The sequence below is a fragment of the Kribbella sancticallisti genome, from assembly GCF_039530625.1.
Lineage (GTDB): Bacteria > Actinomycetota > Actinomycetes > Propionibacteriales > Kribbellaceae > Kribbella > Kribbella sancticallisti.
Genome location: NZ_BAAAOS010000056.1, coordinates 1 through 22,993, shown reverse-complemented (window position 1 = coordinate 22,993; position 22,993 = coordinate 1). Strand labels below are relative to the sequence as shown.

Sequence of the window (22,993 nt, the reverse complement as noted above, 5' to 3'; positions counted from 1 at the left end):
CTTCCGATGCCCCGACGGGCGCGAGGCCATCGCCGCCGAGCCTGTCAGTTGCCTCCGGCCACGGTCCATCGATCGACCTGGCTTACACCCGCCATGACCGATTCTGGTCAGTGCAGGCTTGGGTCAGGCGGCTCTGGGGTCAGGCCGGCTCAGGGGTCAGGCCGGCTCAGGGGTCAGGCGAAGCGCTTGGCGACCTGCTCGACCCGGGTGACCAGATCGAGGTCGTAGGCGACGCCGGGCACGTAGAAGATCACGTAGTCGGCGCCGGCCTCGAGCGCGGCCTCCACCTTGTCGGCGATCTCGTCCTCGGTGCCGATCAGGTTGTCGTTGGCGAACTTGTCCCAGTTCATCGGGCCGAGCGCCTTCTCGGTCGCCTTCTTCGGGTCGTCGCCCTTGTCGATCGGGAACGCGTTGATCCCGGTCGACTTGATGATCGAGTCGTAGTCGCGGCCGAGCGTCTCGCAGTGGCCCTTGAGGATGGCCACCTTCTCCTTGATCACCTCGGGGTTGCCGCCGCCGATGTTCGCCGCGTCGCCGTACTTGGCGACCAGTTTCAGCGTCACGTTCGGGCCGCCGCCACCGATCCACAGGCTCGGGTGCGGCTTGCGGACACCCTTCGGCTCGTTGATCGGCTTGTCGATCGAGTAGTACTTGCCCTTGAAGACGGGCTCGTCCTCGGTCCACATCTTGTAGATGATCTCGGTGGCCTCGCGGAAGGCGCCCATCCGGTCCTTCAGTTCGGGCCACTCGTAGCCGTAGGCCTTCCACTCGTGCTCGTACCAGCCGGCGCCGATGCCGGCGTACAGGCGGCCGTGGCTGGCGACGTCCACGCTCGACGCGATCTTGGCGTAGAGCGACGGGTTGCGGTAACCGTTGCAGCCGACCATCTGGCCGATGTTCACCCGCTTGGTGTCACGCGCCAGCGCCGCGGTCGCGGTCCAGCACTCGAAGGTGCTCTCCGTGCTCGGCTCCGGCACGGTGTGAAAGTGGTCGAACAGCCAGATCGAGTCCCAGGACCCCTCATCGGCCTTCTTCGCGACCGCCGTCATCGCTTCCCACTGCTCGATGGGGTCGTCGAACCCCGCGAGGTCCATCTTCCACCCCTGCGGAACGAACAATCCAAACCTTGATGTCATACCCCCATCCAACCGGCCCGCCCCTTAACCGGTCCAGCAGTGCGCCTACTGAATCCCTTCTCAATTCCCCAACTCCAGCTTCTGAATGAGCGTCATACCCGACCGAGTGCCCATCACGACGAAGGAAACGATCATCCAGCCAACCAAGTTCGACCAGCTTTTCGAGTCCGCCGTACCGCTCATCTCCAGCGGCGATCACCAGCGCGACGCTCCTCCGGTGGAAGGCGGGCGCTGGCCGGTCAGCGTCGTACTGCGGCCTCCCGCCGGTGGCGACCTCAGCCGTCGCCTGGACGAGGTCACCCGCGAAGCCGCCGCGCTCGCCGGGCCCGGGCATTGGCAGACCGGGCAGATCGGGTCCGCTCATCTCACCGTCCGCGCCCTGGAGACCTACCGTTCAGTGGTCGACCCGTCCGAGCCGGTGATCCGGCGCTACCAGTCGGCCCTGAAGCGCGCCGCCGTCCTCGCCGGGCCCGCTCGCGTCCAGGTCACCGGGCTCACCCTCACCCCCGGCACCGTGATGGCCAGCGCTGTCCCACTCGACGCCCAGGCCGACCTCCTGCTGGACCAGTTCGCCACCGAACTCGGCCCGGACGGCTGGTACGAACAGGCCGAGCGCCGTGACATCTGGTACGTGAACCTTCTGCACTTCACCACGGACATCCCGGCGCCGGAGGACCTGATCGCCTGGGTGAAGGCGTACCGATCGGTTTCCCTGGGTGAGGTCACCATCGACACGGTCGAGTTGGTCCGCTTCCACCACGACCCCGGCGAACGCCCGTACATGCGGCCCGACGTACTCGCCTCCGTACCGCTCACCGCCTCGTCAGGGTCGCGCTGAGGGTGGTTGCCCACTCCGCGATGGTCGTGGAGGTGAAGAGGTCGGTCGAGTACTCGATGTCGAGCGTGAAGGACTCCTCGGTGAGCGTGAAGACCACGTAGAGCTCGGTCCGAGCCTGGCCTGGGACGGCGAGACCGCGAGCCGGGAACTCGCCGGTGGGCAGTGTCAGGGTCGGCGGCTTGCTGGTGATGACGGTGAAGAGCACCGCCGGATAGGGCAGGCCGACCTGATCCGGCAGCGCGGTGCGGACGACCTCTGCCAGGGGTAGAGCCTCGTGGTCCAGCGCGGAGTACAGCGCTCTCGCCGTCGCGGCCAGCAGGTCCGCGGCGTCGAGCCTGACCCGGACCAGGACCGCTTCACCGAGATAGCCCACCACGCCCTCGTGTTCCGGGCGGCTCCGGCGCGCGCTGGACACCGGCAGCACCACCTCGTCCTGGCCGCAGAGCTCCCCCAGCCAGCGGGCGAAGCCAGACGCGATCACGACGTACGGCGTAGTACCGGCCGCGGCCGCTGTGGCCCTGATCCGGTTGGCTACTTCCAGCGAAAGGTCGAGGTGGTGGCTGGAACCTTGGCCTGACAGGACTTCCGGCCGCGGATGGTCTAGCGGCAATTTCGGCCGAAGTGATGCCCCGGCCAGTTCAGCACGCCAAAACGCCTCCAGTTCGGATCTGGTCTCGCCGGTGAGGTTCGCCTGCTCCCAGCGGGCATAGTCGGTGAACTGGGTTGGCGGTGCGAGTTCGTCGCCGCGATAGAGGGCGGACAGCTCCTGCCAGAACAGTCGCGCCGACCAGCCGTCGTAGATCAGGTGGTGGACGACCATCACCAGCACCCAGCGGTCGGCCGAGACCCGGCCGAGGCGGACCCGCCACAGCGGAGCCTGCGCGGTATCCAGTGCCGGCCAGGCGGCTGCGACACACCACTCGTGGATCCGAGCCTCGTCATCGGGCAGGTCATCCGCCGTCAGGACGATCGGGACGGTGGCCAGTACTTCCTGACGATCGTCGAAAACCCTGGTACGCAAAGCAGAATGCCGATCCGTCATCACCTGGAATGCCGCCTGCAGAGCCTCCGGATCGAGGGCGCCGGTCACGTCCACCCGGGTGATGCCGTTGTAGATCGCCGCGTCAGTCCGGGCCTGGTGGCGGCCCAGCGCACGACGTTGCGCGTACGTCGCGGGCGCGGTCTCCACGATCACGGCCGGGCTGTCCGCGAGCGCGCGGATGGTCGGAGTACGGAAGAAGTCCGTCAGGGTGAGCTCCACTCCGGTCAGCTCGCGGACCTTGTTGAGCAGCCGGACCGCCAGCAGAGAGTGGCCGCCGAGTGCGAAGAACGAGTCGTCGATACCGACCTCGGCCAGCCCTAGCACCTCGCACCACACGGCCTGCGAAGCCCGCTGCGACTCTGTCGTGGCTGCGGCGTCGCCTCGCGGAGCCTCCGGTACCGGCAACGCGGCGCGGTCCAGCTTCCCGGTGCTTGTCAAAGGCAACTGATCCAGCCGGACCCAACGACGCGGCACCAGGTACTGCGGCAGCCGTGTCGCCAGGTCGTGGACCAGGCCGGTGAAGTCGGCGGTGCCGACCAGGTAGCCGACGAGCTCACCGTCGACCACGACCACCGCGGCGTCGGTCACCTCGGGATGATCGAGCATCGCGGCACGGATCTCGCCCGGTTCGATCCGGACGCCGCGGATCTTCACCTGCTCGTCGCGCCGTCCGTGGAACTCGAGCGCACCGTCAGACCGCCAGCGGCCGAGATCGCCGGTGGCGTACCGGCCCGGCGCGAAGAACGCGGCGGCCGTCTCCTCCGGCCTGTTCAGGTAGCCATCGGTCACGCACTGGCCTTCGGCACAGATCTCACCGACGGCGCCGACCGGGACCGGACGGCGGTCCGGGTCGAGAAGCCGGAGCCGGACGCCGGGGAACGGTCGCCCGATCGGCGGCGCGGTCTCCCCCGCCCCGACCAGGTGCTCGGTGAGCCCGATGGAGGCCTCGGTCGGCCCATAACCGTTGTAGAGAACGCAGTCCGGATGCGCGGCGAAGAACTCGTGCTCCGCGGCGGTCGGCGTGGCCGCCTCGCCCGCGGTGTAGATCTCCCGCAACGTCGGCAGTGACGGCCGGGTCGCCAGCAACAGATGGACCGCGCTGAACGGCATGACGATTCGCTCCACCTGGTAGCTGCGGATCGTGTCGGCCAGCAGAGCCAAGTCGTAGCGGGCCGCGTCGTCGATCAGCACCAGCGTCTGACCCGCGGCGAGCGTCGTGAAGATCTCGTGCACGCTGCCGTCGAACATCGGCGATGCCCAGTGCAACGCGATCGTCCCCGGGTGGGCGGCGAGGTACTGGAGTACGTGGTTGACCGTGCCGCGGTGCGGGACGAGCACGCCCTTCGGCGTACCGGTCGAGCCGGAGGTGTAGATGCAGTACGCAAGGTCGTCCGGCGACACCTTGACTCCTGGTCGATCCGCCTGCCCAGCGCCGACGCGCAACTCTGGTCTGCCCAGCGCGGGCATTCCCTCACTCGTCACCACCAGTACTGCGCCGGCGTCGTCCAGCAGGGCCTGCAATCGGTCCACCGGTACGACTGGATCCAACGGCAGATAGCCGGCCCCAGCCTTGAGCACGCCAAGCAGCGCGGCGATCTGCTGTGGACCGCGCGGCAGACAGATCGCGACCAGATCCGCTCGGCCGACGCCGTGGGAGAGCAGGTCGACGGCCACCCGGTTGGCCTGCTGGTCGAGCTCGGCGTAAGTGAGGTCGCCGTCCTTGCCGGTCAGCGCCAGTGCGTCCGGATTCAGATCGACCTGCTGCTCGAACAGTTCGTGCAGGCAGAGCGGCGACTCTTCGGTGGAGTCACCTTCCAGCTCGGACAACAGCCTGGTGTCCTCGGCGGTGAGCACGAAGAGGTCCGGCACCGAGACGTCCGTATCGGCTGTGGCGAGGTCCAGCGTCTGCTCCAGGTAGGCGAGCAGACGCCTGATCGTGGTTTCGTCGAACAGGGCGCTGTCGTACTCGGCTACGCACTGCACGCCGTCGGCCCGGTGAGTCAGGTACAGCACCAGGTCGAGCGGGGCCCGCTCGCTCGGCAGGTCGAGCAGCGTGGCCGCCACCCTCGGCGGCGCGAACGAGATCGTGTCAGTGCCGTTCTCGAACTCGACGGCGATGCTGAACAGGGGATTGCGGCCGGCGGTGCGGGTCGGGTTGAGCGCGGCGACGATCTCGTCGAAGGGCAGCCCGCGGTGATCGACCGCGTCCATCAAGGACAGTCCGAGGTCTTTGGCGAACCCAGCGAAACTCGCGCCGTCGGTGAGTCGGATGCGCAGCGGGAGGGTGTCCACGAACATCCCGACGGAGTCCTGAGCCTGCTTGCCCCGCCCGGAGACGCCGGTTCCGAGGACGAAGTCCCGCTGTCCGCTGAACCTGGCGAGCACGACGCCGAGCCCGGCAAGCAGCGTACTGAAGACCGTGACGCCCGTCTGGCCGGCGTAGGCCGCGATCCGCTGAGCCAGCTGACCGTCGAGGTCGTGGCTGACCGACCGGCCGACGCCGCTGCGTACCGGAGGACGTGGCCGGTCGGTGGGCAACTCCAACTCGGGGGCATCGGAGAGGTGCCCGAGCCAGAAGTCCGAATCGGCCGCCGTACTGGGCTTGGCGGGATCGATGCCGTCTGTTGCTGCGGGCAAGCCGGGATCGTCCGGCCAGGCTCGGTAGTAGGTGGCGAGATCGCGAGTGAGCACTGGAGTCGAGGCTGAGTCGAAGATGATGTGGTGGGCGACTAGCAGTAGGACGTGGTGCTCGTCGGATAGCCGTACCAGTTGCGCCCTTAAGAGCGGGCCGTTGCCTAGATCAAGCTCGCCCAGCCGCACGTCGTGCAGTACGGCGTCGAGGTCACCGTCTGGAGCGTCGACGACCGGGCAGTCGAGCTGGTGGTGGGAACGGACGAACGCCCTTGCTTCGCCGTCGATCTCGCGGTACTGCGTCCGCAGTGCCGGGTGCCGGTCGACCACCCGTTGCAGGGAACCCTGCAGGGCAAGGGTGTCCAGCGGTCCGCGCAGCTCGATCGCCTTCGGCTCGTGGTAGGCGTTGGTCCCGGGAGTCAGCTGCTCGAGAAACCAGATCCGCCGCTCCGCCGCCGTCAACGGCCGCCCGACCTCACTCCGCTGCGCCGGTTGGTCGGCGTACTGGGTGCGGAGGTCATCGACCACCGACAGGCTGCGCATCACCTGGTCCGGGGACAGACCGAAGTCCACGAAACAGGCGATCTCATCCGCGCCTGCTGCCAGCAACTCCTCGACGATCGCGGCGCAGCTTTCCGGCGTACCGATCAGGGCCCGCGACTCGCAGTACCGCTGGTAGGCCTGGCCGAGCAGGAAGTCGACGTCGTCGGCCGGTGTCTTGTCCAGGTCGATCTGGAAGCCGAGGCTGTTGGTCACCTGGCCGAACAGGGACAGCGACGATCGGAGATAGTCGCAGAACGGCTGGTAAGCCTCGGCGCGCACCGACTCCAGATCCTCGCCGACGTAGGTGTGCACCAGCACCACCACCCGGCCGGCGTCGGGGTCGAGGCCGTGCTCGGCGCGGGTCGCGCGGTACAACGCGATGTTGGCCGTCAGGTCCTCCACCGTCTGCGCCATCAGGTTGGTGACGACGCCGATGTCGTTCTTGGCCGCGAGCTTGTACGACTCCGGATTGCCGACGACGGCGGCGAACAGCGGCGGCTGCTCCTGCAACGGCGTCGGGTGCAGCGTCACCTCGGTCGGTTTGCCGTCCCCGGCAGTCGCGGTGATCGCGTCGCCCGCCCACAGCCGACGCACGGTGTCGAGCCGGTCGTACATCTCCTCCCGGTGCTTCCCGTACGCGTCCGGCGCGAGGACGAAGTCGCGTGCGTGCCAGCCGCTTGCCACACAGATGCCAGCGCGTCCACCGGACAGGTTGTCGACCACCGACCACTCCTCGGCCACCCGGATCGGGTTGTGCAGTGGCAACACCACGGATCCGGCGTGCAACCTGATCCGCTGCGTCCGCGTCGCCAACGCTGCCGCGAGGACAGACGGGTTCGGGAACAACGCGCCGAACGAATGGAAGTGCCGCTCCGGCAGCCACACCGCATGAAATCCGTGCTCATCGGCGAACTCCGCGGCTTGCAGAATCAGCCCGTACTTGTCCTGCGCTGCCGAGTCCGGATAGTCCCCGAAGAAGTACAAACTGAAGTCGCAACCTGTCCGTCGTCCGTTCTCGCCCCGGCGCCTTTGGAACCCCTGCGCAGGTGCCGGCGCCCGCAGAACCTGCGGCGGGGTGGGGGACGCCGCCTGGGTCTGCACCTGCGGCGAGGTGGAGGACGCTGCTGGCGGCAGAGTCTGCGTGCGTGTGGTCGGCGGGGTGGGGGACGCCGCGGGCGGGAGAGTCTGCGTTCGTGTGGTCGGCGGGCCGCCGTCGAGGAGGGTGAGTTGCTCCGACATCAGGTTCGTGACCCGGTCGACCATGCGTTCAGCCAGCCGAAGCTGCCGATCGAGGATCTCCCGCATCCCCGGATCCGCCGTTTCAACACCCTCCGGAGCAGCCGCCTGCTGCGGCGCAGCCGCGTTCTGCGGCGCAGCCGCGTTCCCCGGCACAGCCGCATTCCCCGGTGCCGCCGCGTTTCCCGGCGCAGCCGCGTTCTCAGGCAGTGTCTCGTGTTCCGGCGGAGCGGGCTGGGGTTGGGGTTGCGTGGGCAAGGTGCCACCGGAGCGGTTGAGGAGGGCGGCCAATTTGGACGGGGTGTCGGCGTCGGCGAAGAGTTGGCGGACCGGGACGGTGACGCCGAAGACCTCGTCGAGTTCGCCGACCAGCCTCATCAGGGACAGCGAATCCGCACCCAGGCTGAGGAACGTGGCGTCAACGGGAATGTCGCCCGGCGCCATCCCCAACGACGGCGCGACCATCTCCCGCAGCTTGCCGATCACCGCGTCCTGACCGGTCCCGTCCATCTGAGCTCCTTGACTGATCTCTCCCGGCGATGCGGTGCTCGCAACCACCGGCACCTGTTCGGTCGCCACTCGGCCGATGCGCTTCCGGACCAGCGGATGACCCGGCAACGGAACACGACGGCCTGTACTCACCGGCGACCAGTCGATGTCGGATCCGCCGCGGTACAAGGCCGCGAGCGCACTGGCGAACTGCGTGTCCGACCCCTTTCGCTGACTGGCGGTCCAGTCGCTCCCCGGTAGTGCCCGCCGGCCGAGCGCGGTCAGTACGGCATCGGGCCCCAGTTCGAGGAACCGACTGCCTCCCCGTCCGCCCACAGCGGCCATCAGCAGATCGAATCGCACCGCACCCCGCGCATGACCCTGGACGTACTTCCCATCCACCGCGGACAGAACCGAACCATCCAGCCCACTGAGAAGCGGCAGTCGCGGCGGCTGGAAGCTCACATTGTCGGCGTGCACGCGCAGCTCGCCGAGCACTGGCGTGACCAACGCGGAGTGGAACGCCCGGTCCACGGTCAGCCGCCGCCAGGTCAGCCCCTCACGATCCAACGAGGCGACGACCCGCGCCATCGCGTCCTCGGCACCGGACAGCACCTGCCGATCAGGACCGTTGACGGCCGCGATCTCCCCGCCACCCTCAGCAGCGATCCGCTCAGCCACGGCAAGGTCCGCGACCACCGCGACCATCGCTCCGGGCGGCATCGCGCTGTGCATCAACTCGCCCCGCCGGGCGGTGAGCACCGCACCATCAACCAGGGACAGCGCACCGGCCGCGTACATCGCCGCGAACTCGCCGACGCTGTGCCCGATCACGAGATCCGGGACGACACTCAACGACCGCCAGACCTCTGTCCACGCAGCCTGGTTCGCGAAGAGTGCCACCTGAGTCAGCTCCGCCCTAGCGGTGTCGACCACCGAAGCGCCGACTGCACGTTCGACCTCATCGAAGACGTCCCGGGCGACATCGAATGAGCGATACAACCAGTCGGACATCCCCGGATAGGCGGTGCCCTGGCCGGAGTACGCGAAGGTCAGAGGGCCACTGCCCGCCGGCTGCAACGGCTCGGCCAGCGCCGCGGCCAACTCGGCCGCATCAGCGCCGATCACAGCATGCCGATGCGAGTACTGCCGCCTGCCCAAGGCCATCGTGGTCGCGACGTCGGCCGCCGCCAACTCAGGCTGCTCGGACAGCCGCGCACGCAGCGCGCCGATCGACTCCCGGAGCGCGCCTTCGGAAACAGCCGAAACCGGCAGTACTACGACCGCCCCGCCCGGCGCGCGCAGTACCTCGGGTGCTCCGCCCGGCGTGCGCATAGCCTCGGGTGCTCCAGCTGGCGCGCGCAGTACCTCGGGTGCTCCGGCCGGCGTTGTCCGTAGCTTGGGCGGTTCTTCGAGGATGACGTGGGCGTTGGTTCCGCCGACGCCGAGAGCGCTGACGCCGGCGCGGCGCCGGGATCCGTCGGACTGCCAGTCCTGGAGTTCCGTGGCGAGTTCGAATCGGCTGTCCGCCAGCCGCAGGTCTGGATGCGGCCGAGTCAGGTTGATCGTCGGCACCACCTTGCCGTGCCGCAGCATCAGGACCGTCTTGATCAGGCCGGCCATCCCCGCACAGGAGTCCAGATGGCCGACATTCGCCTTCACCGAGCCGAGCTTCGCCGTACGCCGCCCGGCCGGTCCTGCCGGTCCTGCCGGTCCTGCTGGTCCTGCTGGTCCGAAGGCGCGCGAGAGCGCCTCGAACTCCACCGGATCTCCGAGCGCGGTGCCGGTGCCGTGCGCCTCGACGTACGAGATCGTCTCCGGCCCGACGCCGGCCCGCTGCAGCGCCCTGCTCACAACGTCGACGTGGCCCGACACACTCGGCGCGGTGAAGCCGACCTTGCTGGTTCCGTCGTTGTTGACCGCGCTGCCGAGGATCACCGCGTGCACGGTGTCGCCGTCGGCGAGCGCCCGGTCGAGCCGCTTCAGCAGCACCGCGGCCACGCCGTTGCCTCCGACTGTGCCGTCGGCGGCAGCGTCGAACGGACGAACCCGGCCGGTCGGCGACAGGATCGAGCCGGGCACATGCTGATAACCGCTGTCCTGCGGCAGCCGTACCGCCGCGGCGCCGGCGATGGCGAGGTCAGCATCTGAGTCCAGCAACGCCTGGGCGGCGAGATGGACCGCGACCAGCGAGGTCGAGCAAGCCGTCTGTACGCCGATCGCCGGGCCGGTCAACCCGAGCCGGTAGGACACGCGGCTCGCCAGAAAGTCCGCGGTGTCGCCGATGGTGGCTTGCATCGCGGTCGGCACGTCTCCGGCCGCGGCGCCGGTCGGAGCCAGCCGGTCCTGGTGGCCGTACAGGTTCATCCCTGATCCGGCGTACACGCCGATCCTGAGACGGGCTGGGTTGGCCGAGTAGCCGCCTTGCTCCAGTACTTCGTGCGCGACCTCGAGGAACTGCCGATGGGCCGGGTCGGTGAGTTCCGCTTCCTTCGGGGAGACCCCGAAGAACTCCGGGTCGAAGGTGTCCGCATCCTCCAGTACGCCGCCGGCCATCACCTGGTTCGGAGTACCGCTCCCGTCGAACGTGCTGACGCTGTCCACCCCGCCACACAGGTTGGACCAGAACTGCTCCACCGTCCGCGCGCCCGGGAACCGAGCCGCCAGACCGATGATCGCCACCCGCCGATCAACCACCTCCACGTCCGCCGCCACACGACTGGAGGTAGGGGTCGCCGAGTTGGTGAGCCAGGCCGTCAGGGCGGTGACCGTCGGATGCCCGAACGGCACAGTCGCCGGTACGTCGATCCCGAACCGGCCGGCCAGTCCCGCGCGCAACCGGGCCACCTTCACCGAGGTCAGCCCGAGCTCGTAGAACGGCACGTCATCTCTCACCGGCCGCCCGACAAGCTCCGCCACCAACCGCCGAACCTCTTCCACCGTGGGCTCGAGCTGCGGTGGCGATGCCTTGTCGTAGCGACCGGCTTGGTACTGGCGTCGTAGTTCTGTGCGGCGGACCTTGCCACTTCCGGTTCTGGGGAAGTTGCCGGCCGGGACGCGGACGACGTCGGTTGCCGTCAGGCGCAGGCGTCTGAAGAGGGCGGACTTGATCGCGGCGACGACGTCGTCCGGGCCGCCGGTGTCCTCGAAGAACACGACCAGATCTTCGGTGCCGGTGCTGGCGTTCGGTACGCCGCACGCGCCGACTCCCCGCAGGCTGACCCCATCGACCTCGCTGACGACCTCCTCGATCTCGTGGCAGAACAGGGTGTTCCCGTTGATCACCACGCTGTCGCCCTCCCGGCCGGTGATCACCACCTGACCGCCGGAGACGAAGGCGAGGTCGCCGGTCCGCAGCCACTCGCCATCGGGCAGAGCAGCCGCGGTCGCCGTTTCGTTGTTCACGTAGCCGGCGGTGATCCGGGGCGAGCAGACCTGCAACCGCCCGATCCGCAACTCCGGCAACACCTCGTCGTTGCCGTCGACCACCCGGACCGTCGCCCCGTGCGCCGGCGGGCCGACCGCGACGAACGTCGTACAGTCCGCGTCGGGCACCTCCGGATCGGCGATCACGAGATCGCCGCCCAGGGAGGACTTGAGCACCCGGACCACGCCGCCCTCGGAGGTCAGCCGGCCGATGGTGATCGCGGTGGTCGTCTCGGCCATCCCCCAGACCGGCCGGAAGCTGTCCCTGGCGATTCCCGAGCGGGCGGTCGCGGCGAAGAACCGGTCCACCACCGGCAGAACGATCTGCTCACCGCCACACACGAGCGACCGGATGCCGCTCAGCTCGAGGTCGAGATCCGGCCGGGCCGCGAACTCCTCCGCCGCGAGCTGCAGGCCGAACGTCGGCGCCCAGGCGTGCGCGACGCCGTACTGGGCCAGTTTCTCCAACCAGAGCAGAGGATTCGCGAGTACTTCGGACGTCGGCAGATGCACGTTGGTGGACCCCGTGAACACCGGCAGGACGTGGTAGAACAGGAGTGCTCCGCTGTGGTCCACCGGCAGCCAATTGAGCATCGTCTCCCCCGGCTGCAGGTCGAGCAGTCGCCGCGACCCGGCAGCGAACTCCGCCAGTGCCTGGTGAGTGAGAGCGGCTGCCTTCGGCGCACCCGTACTGCCGGAGGAGAGCATCAGGAGCGCCACCTCGGCCGGGTCCGGCTGATGCAACTCCTCGGCCGCCGGCAGCAGCGCCAGGTCCTCGACGACCTCGGCCCGGAACCCGTCCCCTGCTGCAAACTCCGCCAGCACAGCGGCGCCGGCTCGGTCGGTGAGGATCAGCGGCTCGTCCAGCAACCGCCAGGTGTGCCGGAGCCGATCGAGGACCGGAGATCCGGCCGACGCCGTGTCGCTGATCACCGCCGGCTGGATCCCACCGAGCAGGCAGGCCCAGAACGCCGGGAAGAAGTCGTCCAGGGAAAGGCCCTGCACGATCACCGAGTCCCCGCTGGACAGTCCGGCGGCGCGGAGCCCGGTCAGAGTCCGCCTGGCCTGGTCGAGCAGGTCCGGGTAGGTGAGCAGGCCTGCTGGTGTTCGAACACCCGCCGCCGGGCCTTGCGAGTACGGCTGAGCCGCGGCGGCCATCGACAGGGCCTGTACTGCGTCGGTCGGATCATTCGGGGTCAATACCAGCGGCGGACCGTGACTGATCGACGCGTTCACCATCGTGTGTTCTCCTCATTGAGAGCAACAGAAGGACCATTACGCCAGTCACCGCGACGCCGTGGAACCCGGCGACCACGGGCAATACCGGAGCAATCTCGAGCAGACCGGCCGCGATCACCATGCCGCCACCGAAGGCGGAGTTCTCCACGCTCGCGGACAACCCGAAGAGCCGGGTTCGCTGCGGACCGGGCAGGGTCTGCAGGGTGGACACATAGCCGATCTCGGTGACGCCGTCGGCGATTCCCGCCAGCAGGCAGACGGCAATCAGCCAGACCGTCGGCAGGCCGGTGAAGGCGAGCACGAAACACACCGACATCACGCAGGTCGCCGCCGCGAAGAGCCGATGGTCGATCGTCTTGATCAGTCGGCTGACGAGTTGGTGGGCGCAGAGGCTGCCGATCGCCCACGAGGTCATGAACTCCGCCATCAAGGACGCCGGGTTGCCCGGTGCCGTGGTGCTGGCGAAGATCGGCAGAGCGACGTTGTGCCCGGCCGAGGCCAGCGCGTCCAGCCCACGCACCACCACCATCCCGCCGACAACCAGCGGCAGCATCCGCCACAACGAGAGCCGCTCGCCCCCACCGGCGGTCGCCGCCGCGTCAGGCGGCGCCGGCGGCGCGGCCTGGGAGTTGGCCGAAGGCTCGGCTGCCGCCTTCACCAGGGGTTCGGCTTCGTCAGCCGGCCAGGTGACGAAGAGAAGGGCCAGGGCTGAGATCAGGAAGGAGCCGGCGTTCAGGAGGAAGGCCGCGGTGTAGCCGCCGAGGTCTATCACCAGGCCTGCGGACCCGAACCCCAGGACGGTGGCCAACGAGCGGGCAGTCACCAGCCGACCATTCGCCCTCGCCCGATCGTCCGCGCCGACCAGATCCGGTACGCCGCTGCGCAGCGCGACGACGAGCGTGGTGTTGCCGACGCCCAGGAGCACCGCGACCAGCACCAGCATCGGCAGGCTCGGCGCCAGGACGATCGCGACCATGGCGGCCGCCTGCACCAGGTCCATCCCGATCAGCAGCGGCCGGCGGCTCACCCTGCTCTGCACCCGGCCCGACAGCAGCCCGGTGACGAAGCCGGCCCCGAGCCGGATCGCCATCACCGCGCCCGTGGCCCAGGCACTTCCCGTCCAGTGGTAGCTGAACAGGCCGAGGGCGATCAGATTCAGGTAGTTGCCGTACGAGGACACCGCATACCCGCACAGCAGCAACCAGAAGCCGCGCGCGTTCTGTGGGGCATCGGTCATCGACCGGACTCCCTCCGTTGGCCGAGGCAGGCGGGCCTGGCCAATGCGAGGAAGCTTAAAGAGGTTCGGGGCCACCTCGCGGAATGAGAGCGCTCTAGTTCCGGAACCGGCGGGGTCTTGACCGAGGGCTTTCGAGGGCTGAGAGTCGGGCGCGACGCGTGCGTGAGGCTCGCGCACCAATCCCCGAGGAGTCGCCCATGCCCAGGTGGCCAGCTATCCGCTCAAGACGACCCAGACGTCGTACCGCGCTTGTCACGACCGCGGCGTTGCTGACCGGGCTGTTACCGCTCGGAGTCGCCTCGCAGGCGGCCGCGGACGACCCGGCGCCGACCGTGCTGGCGGCGTTCGAGGGGGCGGAGGCGTTCGCTTCGCCGCCGAACCCCGGGATCTTCGGCTGGGGCAGTGACGCGGACGACCCACCCACAATGGAGTTCCAGGCGCGCGACGACGCGCCGGTCGGCGAGAAGGTGCTGCACGGCACCTACAACATCAGCGGCTGGGGTGGCTTCAGCCACGACGTGACGTTCGACCAGAACCCCGGCAACTGGTCGATCCACAAGGGCATCCGGTTCTGGTGGTACGGGCAGAACACCGCGCCGCTGCCGCCGGGGTCCGGCCGGCGGATCTTCTTCGAGATCAAGGACGGCGGCGCGAACGCCGAGGCGTCGGAGCTGTGGAACACCAGCTTCACCGACGACTGGCAGGGCTGGCACCTGGTCGAGATCCCGTTCAGCGATCTCGTCTACCGCGGCGACTACCAGCCGGTCGGCGGCATCGACCAGATCCTGAACCTGACCCAGATGTGGGGCTACGCCTTCACCATGCCCGGCGGAGGTCCTGGTGAGTTCGCCATCGACCAGGTGGAGGTGTACGGCAAGGCCGACCCGGCGTTGAAGGCGAGCGTGGTCACCGACGCAGGCGTCTACCCGGTCAAGGAGGGCGGCACCGCGCAGGTCAAGCTGACCGTCGCCACCACCGGCAGCACCCCGCTGGAGGAGCCGGTCACGGTCGAGTACCGCACCGGCACCGGAACCGCCGGCTCCGCCGACTACCTGCCGGTCTCGGGCGCCTTCACCTTCCCAGCCGGTACTGCGTCCGGCACGTCCCAGACCGTCCAGGTGGTCACGAAGAAGGACAAGTCGGCCGAGGTCGCCGAGACGATCCCGGTCGAGCTCACGGTCACCGGCGCGAAGGCCCCCACGGTCACGCCGCAGGTGGTCATCAACGCGCACGACCTGCCGTACCTGAACAGCAAGCTCCCGGTGAAGCTCCGGGTGAAGGACCTGCTCGGCCGGATGACGCTGGCGGAGAAGGTCGGCCAGATGACCCAGGCCGAGCGGAACGCGCTGCGCTCGAAGAGTGACATCGCGACGTACGCGCTCGGCTCGTTGCTGTCCGGCGGTGGCTCGGTGCCGACGCCGAACACGCCGGCCGGCTGGGCCGCGATGATCGACTCGTTCCAGCTGAACGCGCAGGCGACCCGGCTGCAGGTGCCGCTCATCTACGGCGTCGACGCGGTGCACGGGCACAACAACGTGATCGGCGCGACGATCCTGCCGCACAACATCGGAATGGGCGCCACCCACGACCCCGAGCTGTCCCGACGGGCCGGTGAGGTCACGGCGACCGAGGTCCGCGCGACCGGCGTCCCGTGGGACTTCGCGCCGTGCGTGTGCGTGGTCCGCGACGACCGGTGGGGCCGCACGTACGAGGGCTTCAGCGAGGACCCCGCGCTGGTGAAGGTGATGGCCAGCGTCATCACCGGCATGCAGGGCAAGGCCGACGGCAGTCAGCTCAACCAGAGCAACCGGGTGCTCGCGAGCGCGAAGCACTACGTCGGCGACGGCGGTACGACGTACGGGTCGTCGACGACGGGGAGCTACAAGATCGACCAGGGCGTGACCGAGGTGACCCGGCAGCAACTGGAGGCGATCCACCTCGACCCGTTCAAGACGTCGGTCGACCTGGGCGTCGGCACCGTGATGCCGTCGTACTCGAGTGTCGACATCATCGGCGACGACGGCACCAGTATCTCGGGCCCGGTGAAGATGCACGGCAACGCCGAGCTCATCAACGGAGTGCTGAAGCAGCGGATGGGCTTCGACGGGTTCGTGATCAGCGACTGGCAGGCGATCGACCAGCTGCCCGGGGACTACCCGAGCGACATCCGTACGTCGATCAACGCCGGGCTCGACATGATCATGGTGCCGACCAACTACCAGGGCTTCACCCAGGGCCTGACCGACGAGGTCACCGCCGGCCGGGTCACCCAGGCCCGGGTGGACGACGCGGTCCGCCGGATCCTGGTGCAGAAGTTCAAGCTCGGCCTGTTCGAGCGCCCGTACGCCGACACCGGCAAGCTGGACACCATCGGTTCGGCGGCCCACCGGGCGGTCGGCCGGGAGGCCGCGGCGAAGTCCCAGGTGCTGCTGAAGAACGAGGGCAACGTGTTGCCGCTGGCCCCGACCGCGAAGGTCTACGTGGCCGGCAGCAACGCCAACGATCTGGGCAACCAGCTCGGCGGCTGGAGCATCAGCTGGCAAGGTGCCTCCGGCAACACCACGACCGGCACCACGATCCTGGACGGGATCAAGCAGGTGGTGCCGACGGCAACGTTCAGCCAGGACGCCTCGGCGCCGCTGGAAGGACACGATGTCGGCGTCGTCGTGGTCGGCGAGCGGCCGTACGCCGAGGGAATCGGTGACGTCGGCAACAACGGCCACGACCTCGCCCTCAGCGACGCGGACAAGGCCGCCGTGGACAAGGTGTGCGCGGCCACCAAGTGCGTGGTGCTGGTCGTCGCCGGCCGTCCGCAGGTGATCGCGGACCAGCTCGGCGAGATCGACGCGCTGGTGGCATCGTGGCTGCCGGGCACCGAAGGCGCCGGTGTCGCCGACGTACTGTTCGGCAAGAAGCCGTTCAGTGGCCGGCTCCCGGTCAGCTGGCCGAAGGCGGAGTCGCAGCAGCCGCTCAATGTCGGAGACGCGTCCTACGACCCGCAGTACCCGTTCGGCTGGGGTCTGACAACGCAGGCGGCGGCTCGGCAGGAGCTGCTCGACACCAAGAAGGAGCTGCTGCGCAAGGGCTTCCTCTCCCCGGAGGTGCTTGCCTCGGTCATCTACATCGACCTCGCTCTGCGGGTGAAAGACTGGTCGGGGCCGCAGGCAACCAGCGCCTTGGCGGCACTCGCCCAAGCGGGCAAGTACCTACAGCGCACCAAGGTCGACTCATTCAACGACGGCGACGCGGTGGTCGCGGCCGCTCGCTGGATCGCCCAGGACCAGATCGGTCAGAACCTCGACGAAGCCACGTCGAAGCTGACGTCCGACGCGGAACACCTGGCCTTCAACGGCGACCTGACCGGCGCGATCGCCAAGCTCGCCGCAGCGCACAAACTGAAGTAGCCAACACCGAAGGGCGGGACGGCGAACTCCACCGTCCCGCCCTTCAGCCCGTCCGGTCCAAGCGGTGGCCGCCAAACGCTCTTTCTAGCTCCTCATGACAACGGACTGAGTGTTGGTGGCCTGGCGTCTAGACGGTGACCAGTTCGCGGTCGCGGGTCTCGGGGGCGGTGGCCGCGAGCTTGTTCGGCCACCAGGCCTTGCGTCCGAGCAGGACCATGATCGAGGGCAGCATCACGATCCGGACCAGGGTGGCATCGATCAGTACGGCGACCGCCAGGCCGATGCCCATCTGCTTCATCTCGATCATTCCGAGCGTCGCGAAGACGGCGAAGACCGACACCATCACGGCCGCCGCGCTCGTCACCACTCCGGCCGACTCGGTGATGCCCTTGCGCACCGCCTCCTTCGGCGACAGGCCTTCCTGGACGCCCTCGCGGATCCGGCCGAGCACGAACACGTGGTAGTCCATCGACAGCCCGACCAGGATGACGAAGAGGAAGACCGGGATCCACGAGATCACGAACCCGGGTGAGGTGAAGTCGAGCAACCCCTCGGCCCAGGTGTGCTGGAAGACCAGGGACAGGACGCCGAAGCAGGCCGCGACGGACGCCAGGTTCAGCACGGTGGTCACCAGCGCGATCGCCACGCTGCGGAAGGTGAAGACCATCATCAGCAGGGTCAGCGCGAGCACGAACGCGATCACGTACGGCAACTGGTCGCGCTGGTGCTGCCCGTAGTCGACCGACGACGCCGTCTCGCCACCGACGGCCCAGGTGGTCCCGGCCGAGCTCAGCGCCGACGGAACCAGGTCGTTCCGCAGCTTCTCCAACGCCTTCTTCGCGTCCGCGCTGGTGTCCGGCAGGACCGAGACCAGCGTCAGTACCGCGGTGTCGCCGTTCTTCTTGATCGCCTCGCCGGGCATCACCACGAACTCCCGGCCGGCCACTGCGGCCTGCTGCAAGTTGGCCAGTCCGGCCTCAGCATTGTTGCCCTTGGCTACCACATCGAAGGCCATTCCCTGGGACGGGAAGTTCTGCTGCAGGGCGGTCAGCGTCTTGACCTCGGGGATGCTCTGCGGCAGCGTGCTCAGCCCGCCCGGCTCGGTCTTCATCCCGAGCGCCGGTACTGCGAGCGCCACCACCGCGACGGCGGAGATCACCAGCGCGGCCTTGGGGAAGCGCAGTACGGGGGCGAGGAGCCGGCGGCTGATGCCACCCGGGCCGATCCGCCGGTTCAGGCGCCACAGCAGCGGGACGCGCGGGCGGTCCACCCGGTGACCCAGCTTCGCCAGCAGCGCCGGCAGGACGGTGAGCGACCCGAGGACCGCGACGGCGACCACGACGATCGTTGCCGTCGCCATCGAGGAGAAGACCGGGTCCTGCGCGACGTACAGGCCTGCCATCGAGACGATGACCGCGAATCCGGAGACAACCACCGAGTGTCCCGAGGTCGCCGCCGCGATCTCGATCGCGTCGACCGTACCGCGTCCGCGCTGCCGTTCCTCCCGCTCGCGCTTGAGGTAGAACAGCGAGTAGTCCACGCCGACCGCCATACCGATCAGCAGCACCACGTTGGCGACCGATCCGCCGTCGGGGAACAGGTAGGACAGCGGCGCGTAGAAGCCGAGCGCCGCGCCGACCGCCGAGAACGCCAGCAGGACGGGGATTCCGGCCGCGATCAAGGCGCCGAAGGCAAGCAACATCAGCGCGAAGGTGATCGGCAGGCTGAGCTTCTCGGCCCGCGCGAGGTCGTCGCCGACCTGCTTCCAGATCCCGGCGTCCACCGAAGCGGTGCCGGCCTGCTCGATGGTCAGGCCCTGGTTGGCCTCCTGTACTTCGGCCGTCGCCGCGACCAGCTTCTCGACGTTGTCGGAGGCGTCGTCCGCGTTGCCCTTCAGCTCGATCGGAAGCAGTGCGGCCGTACCGTTCTCGGCCCAGACCGGTTGTCCCACCGCGCCGACCGCGTCGATCGCCGTCATCTTCTGCCGCAGCTGGTCCAGGGCCGCCGTCGCCGCGGCCTTGTCGAGCGGGCCGTCGGGATCCGTCAGCAGGACGGTCTCGCTCGGCTTGTCCTCGAGGTTCGCCTGCCGGATCAGCTCGGACGCGGTACCGGACTGGCCGATCCAGGTGTCGTCGGCCTTGGTCTGTTGTTTCGGAATCGCGGCCGACAGCCCGACCGCGACGACGACGAGCAACAGCCAGAGGCCGATCGCCCGCCAGGGATGGGTAGCACTCCAACGCGCGACGCGCACTGTCACAGATCGCCTGCTCATCCTGGTCAACCTCTCGCAGTCCCCGCGGGCACCCTGCCCGCTCTACCGAGAAGCCTGGTGCGGACTGGAGGAGAACTCAGGAGTGCAAACCCCCGTCACATGGTGGGGTTAGACCTACCCCGCCAGGGGGCGGGCGCGGAGGCGGCGGAGCATGCGGGCGTCTTCGAAGCCGACTGCTCGGGCGGCGGACTCCACGGTGGCGCCGTGGCCGATGAGGTGTTCGGCGCGTTCGAGGCGGAGTAGCTGCTGGTAGCGCAGTGGGGTGAGACCCGTCGCGGTGGTGAAGATGCGAGTCAGCGTCCGTTCGCTCACGCCGGCTCCACTGGCCAGATCGGAAAGCCGCAACTGCTCGGCGTACCGGCTGTCGATGACGTCCTGGACCCGGTGCGCGAGATCGCTGAGGTGACCCCGGTGCCGGAGCATCGCGCTCTCCTGCAGTTCGTCTCCGTTGCGGCGCGCGTAGACGACCATCTCCCGCGCCACCCGCGCGGCTGCCTCCGCACCACGCTCCACCGCGATCAGATGCAGCGCCAGGTCGATCCCGCTGGCGATCCCCGCCGAGGTGATCACCCGGTCGTCCACGACGTACAGGACGTCGCGGACGATGTTCGCCTTCGGATAGCGCGCGGCGAGTTCGTCGGTCAGGTCGTGATGGGTGGTGTACTTCCGCCCGTCGAGCAGCCCCGCCGCCCCGAGCGCGTCGGCTCCCGAACACACGCTCGCGACCGAACCGCCGGCCGCATGATGAGCCCGCAGCCGCTGCTTGCCGGCCGCCGCGATCGGCGTCCGCGGCGACAACCTGGGCGACCGCCACCCCGGTACGACGATCAGGTCGGCGGGCCTGAGCTCCGGCCAGTCGCGGCTCGCCCTGATCGGGACCCCCTGGGCCGTGACGATCTCGTCGACCTCGGCCACGTAGTGCAGGTCGTAGCCGTAGCCGAGGTCGTTCGCGGTCGAGAAGGCCTGCGCCGGGCCGGCCAGGTCCAGCAAGTGGAGTTTCGGCAACAAGAAGAAGACGATCTTGGTCCGCATGATCCGGTCAGACATGATCACTCAGGATCGCAGCACCAGGCCGGCCTGCTCGTCGAGCGTCCGGATGGTGGCGAACCGCCCGGCCAGCGCGTACTCCGTCCGCTCCACGATCACCTCCGGGCTGAGCGTCCTCGGGTCGGCCAGGATCTCCTCGAGGGTGGCATCGGCCGGGGTGGTCCAGTGCGGCAGCGGGGTGGTCGCGGTCGCCTCGGTGACGAACACGACGTCGTACCCGAGGTCGGACGCGACCCGGGTGGTGGTCTCGCAGCACTGCTCGGTCCGGATCCCGCTGATGACGACCTCGCGGATGCCGTGCTGGGTGAAGATCTGCTGGAGATTCGTGGTCGTGAAGGCGTTGTGCGAGGTCTTGTGCAGGATCGGCTCGCCGGCTCGCGGTTCGAGTCCCTCGATCAGCCGGACGTGACCCTCCGCCGGGTCGAAGGCGCCGCCGGTGCCCGGCTCGGTGTGCAGCACCCAGACGACCAGGTCGCCCTTCGCGCGGGCCGCGTCGACCAGGACGTTCACCCGGTCGGCGATGTCGGGGTGGTTCACGGCTTTCCAGTTGGGCCGGACCCGGAAGGATTCCTGGACGTCGATCACGATCAGTGCGGTCTGGGTCATGTCCTCCATGGTGCTGCTCCCGGCGACCGCGGAGAAGACATCATCGCGCCCGCCACCGGACCGATCTGGTCAGCGTTGCGGCAACGGTCGTCAGATCAGTGCAGTCATCGGACGAATTCGAACCGTTACCAACTATTCCAAACACTGGACAACCCTGCTTACAGTGCCCGGGTCGGCCATGTGCACGCTCTCTCGCCGACACCGCCCAGTACAGAGAGGGGTTTCCATGCCTGCCAATCTGCCCCGCCGCCAGGTCCTCCGGACGGCCGGCGCGCTCGGCCTCGGCGCCGCTGCCACCGGTGCGCTGCAGACCACCGCGGCCGCCGCCGGTTCGCCGGATAGGGTCGCGGCCATGGGTTCACCGCACGGTCACGGCCGGCTCGAGATCCGCAAGGATCCGTTCGGCACCACTCCCGAAGGCGTCAAGGTGGAGGTCTACACGTTCACCAACGGCCGGGTCACCATCTCGATGCTGACCTGGGGCGCCACCATCCAGCGGGTCGAGACCCCCGACCGCCGCGGCCGAACCGAGAACATCAGCCTCGGCTTCGACAACCTGCCCGACTACGCGGCGCTCAGCCCGTACTTCGGGTCGACGATCGGCCGCTACGGCAACCGGATCGCCAAGGGCCGGTTCACCCTCGACGGGCAGACCTACCAGATCCCGGTCAACAACGGCGAGAACGCCTTGCACGGCGGCACGATCGGCTTCGACAAGAAGGTCTGGAAGGCGAAGGTCGTGCAGACCGACAAGGCCGTCGGCGTTGCCTTCAGCTACGTCAGCCCGGACGGCGAGATGGGCTTCCCCGGTGAGCTGACCACCACGGTCACCTACACGCTCGACAAGCGGGACAACCTGCGGATCGACTACCGGGCGACCGTCGCGGGCAAGGCGACCGTGGTCAACCTGACGAACCACGTCTACTTCAACCTCGCGGGTGAGGGCAGCGGGTCGATCGACGGACACGTCCTGCAGTTGAACGCCCCGTCGTACACGCCGGTCGACGCGGGCCTGATCCCGACCGGCGAGATCGCGCCGGTCGCCGGTACGCCTTTCGACTTCAACAAGCCGACCAGGATCGGCAAGCGGATCCGGGACGACCACCCCCAACTGGTGATCGGGCGTGGCTACGACCACAACTTCGTCCTCGGCAAGGCCGACTCCGACGGTCTCCGTTTCGCCGCGCGCTTCTGGGAACCCGAGGAAGGCCGCACGGTCACGGTCCACACCACCGAGCCCGGCGCGCAGTTCTACAGCGGCAACTTCCTCGACGGCACCTTCCAGGGCATCGGCAACAAGTCCTACCGCCAGGGCGACGCCTTCGCCTTCGAAACCCAACACTTCCCCGACTCCCCCAACCAGCCGAATTTCCCCTCCACCGTCCTCCGCCCCGGCCAGACCCTCACCTCCACCACCATCTACTCCTTCGGCACCAAGTAGGCACTCGGACCGAGTGACCCGCGTCCTTTGGGCACGGGTCACTCGCCGAAGAGGTTCTGGCCTCGCGGGCCATGGCGAAGTGAGTCAGCCGGTCGAAGGTGCCGGCGACCTGGCCCAGGCCGATGGCTGGCGAGCACCGATCGGTCCTCGCGGGTTGCCGCGATCGATCACGGGCCTCGGCGGCCTGTGTGCGCTGGTTGGTCAGCCGCTGTCGGCGAGGTCGGGTTCGCTGGATCGTTCGCCCCAGGGGTCGAGTCGTTCGGCGGCTGCTGGGGTGAGCCAGGCGAGTTGGCCGGTGCGTGCCGATCGCCCGGGGATCGGCCGGGTAGGCGCCGGGTCAGCCGGGGTGGGTGAGGGCTCGGCCGTCGTGGGGTCGGCGGGCTCGGCGTGCCGGGTGGGTGGGGGG

At 68.7% G+C, this 22,993-nt stretch carries 9 protein-coding genes and 1 pseudogene; 3 read left to right on the top strand and 7 right to left on the bottom strand.

The window, feature by feature from the left end:
* Positions 1–173: 173 nt before the first annotated feature.
* Positions 174–1,136, bottom strand: a complete 963-nt coding sequence (locus tag ABD255_RS34880) for an LLM class F420-dependent oxidoreductase (RefSeq protein ID WP_344221056.1) — start codon at positions 1,134–1,136, stop codon at positions 174–176.
* A gap of 106 nt (positions 1,137–1,242) precedes the next feature.
* Between ABD255_RS34880 and ABD255_RS34875 the strand changes: the two genes are divergently transcribed.
* On the top strand, positions 1,243–1,974 hold the full coding sequence (locus tag ABD255_RS34875; protein WP_344221055.1) for a 2'-5' RNA ligase family protein: 732 nt from the start codon (positions 1,243–1,245) through the stop codon (positions 1,972–1,974).
* Here ABD255_RS34875 and ABD255_RS34870 read toward each other — a convergent pair.
* On the bottom strand, positions 1,949–12,580 hold the full coding sequence (locus ABD255_RS34870) for a non-ribosomal peptide synthetase/type I polyketide synthase (protein WP_344221054.1): 10,632 nt from the start codon (positions 12,578–12,580) through the stop codon (positions 1,949–1,951). The two genes, ABD255_RS34875 and ABD255_RS34870, sit on opposite strands and share 26 nt — an antisense overlap.
* Positions 12,528–13,817, bottom strand: coding sequence for an MFS transporter (locus ABD255_RS34865; RefSeq protein WP_344221053.1), 1,290 nt, complete (start codon positions 13,815–13,817; stop codon positions 12,528–12,530). Before ABD255_RS34865 ends, ABD255_RS34870 begins: the two co-directional genes overlap by 53 nt.
* A 197-nt stretch (positions 13,818–14,014) precedes the next feature.
* On the opposite strand from ABD255_RS34865, the gene ABD255_RS34860 reads away from it, so the two are divergent.
* Complete coding sequence (locus ABD255_RS34860; protein WP_344221052.1) at positions 14,015–17,221, top strand: glycoside hydrolase family 3 N-terminal domain-containing protein; 3,207 nt, start codon at positions 14,015–14,017, stop codon at positions 17,219–17,221.
* A 127-nt stretch (positions 17,222–17,348) separates the two neighbouring features.
* Here ABD255_RS34860 and ABD255_RS34855 read toward each other — a convergent pair whose 3' ends face one another.
* The 3 genes from ABD255_RS34855 to ABD255_RS34845 form a co-directional block, all read right to left on the bottom strand.
* Positions 17,349–19,493: an MMPL family transporter gene (locus ABD255_RS34855; RefSeq protein ID WP_344221051.1), complete on the bottom strand. Its 2,145-nt coding sequence runs from the start codon at positions 19,491–19,493 to the stop codon at positions 17,349–17,351.
* Positions 19,494–19,607: 114 nt separating this feature from the next.
* A complete protein-coding gene (locus ABD255_RS34850) occupies positions 19,608–20,540 on the bottom strand; it encodes a GlxA family transcriptional regulator (protein WP_344221050.1) in 933 nt (310 codons plus the stop codon).
* A 6-nt stretch (positions 20,541–20,546) separates the two neighbouring features.
* On the bottom strand, positions 20,547–21,146 hold the full coding sequence (locus ABD255_RS34845) for an isochorismatase family protein (protein ID WP_344221049.1): 600 nt from the start codon (positions 21,144–21,146) through the stop codon (positions 20,547–20,549).
* Between the two features lie 226 nt (positions 21,147–21,372).
* On the opposite strand from ABD255_RS34845, the gene ABD255_RS34840 reads away from it, so the two are divergent.
* Positions 21,373–22,587 (top strand): aldose epimerase family protein, encoded by a 1,215-nt coding sequence (locus tag ABD255_RS34840; RefSeq protein WP_344221048.1) that lies wholly within the window; start codon positions 21,373–21,375, stop codon positions 22,585–22,587.
* Positions 22,588–22,788: 201 nt separating this feature from the next.
* Here ABD255_RS34840 and ABD255_RS34835 read toward each other — a convergent pair.
* Positions 22,789–22,993 (bottom strand): annotated as a pseudogene (locus ABD255_RS34835) (hypothetical protein); the annotation flags it as partial.

What these genes read in the sequence shown, in the direction of transcription:
- ABD255_RS34860 (WP_344221052.1), top strand. Translation starts at nt 14,015, where the DNA reads ATGCCCAGGTGGCCAGCTATCCGCTCAAGACGACCCAGACGTCGTACC.
- ABD255_RS34840 (WP_344221048.1), top strand. Translation starts at nt 21,373, where the DNA reads ATGCCTGCCAATCTGCCCCGCCGCCAGGTCCTCCGGACGGCCGGCGCG.
- ABD255_RS34855 (WP_344221051.1), bottom strand. Translation starts at nt 19,493, where the DNA reads ATGAGCAGGCGATCTGTGACAGTGCGCGTCGCGCGTTGGAGTGCTACC.
- ABD255_RS34845 (WP_344221049.1), bottom strand. Translation starts at nt 21,146, where the DNA reads ATGACCCAGACCGCACTGATCGTGATCGACGTCCAGGAATCCTTCCGG.
- ABD255_RS34865 (WP_344221053.1), bottom strand. Translation starts at nt 13,817, where the DNA reads ATGACCGATGCCCCACAGAACGCGCGCGGCTTCTGGTTGCTGCTGTGC.
- ABD255_RS34870 (WP_344221054.1), bottom strand. Translation starts at nt 12,580, where the DNA reads ATGGTGAACGCGTCGATCAGTCACGGTCCGCCGCTGGTATTGACCCCG.
- ABD255_RS34850 (WP_344221050.1), bottom strand. Translation starts at nt 20,540, where the DNA reads ATGTCTGACCGGATCATGCGGACCAAGATCGTCTTCTTCTTGTTGCCG.
- ABD255_RS34880 (WP_344221056.1), bottom strand. Translation starts at nt 1,136, where the DNA reads ATGACATCAAGGTTTGGATTGTTCGTTCCGCAGGGGTGGAAGATGGAC.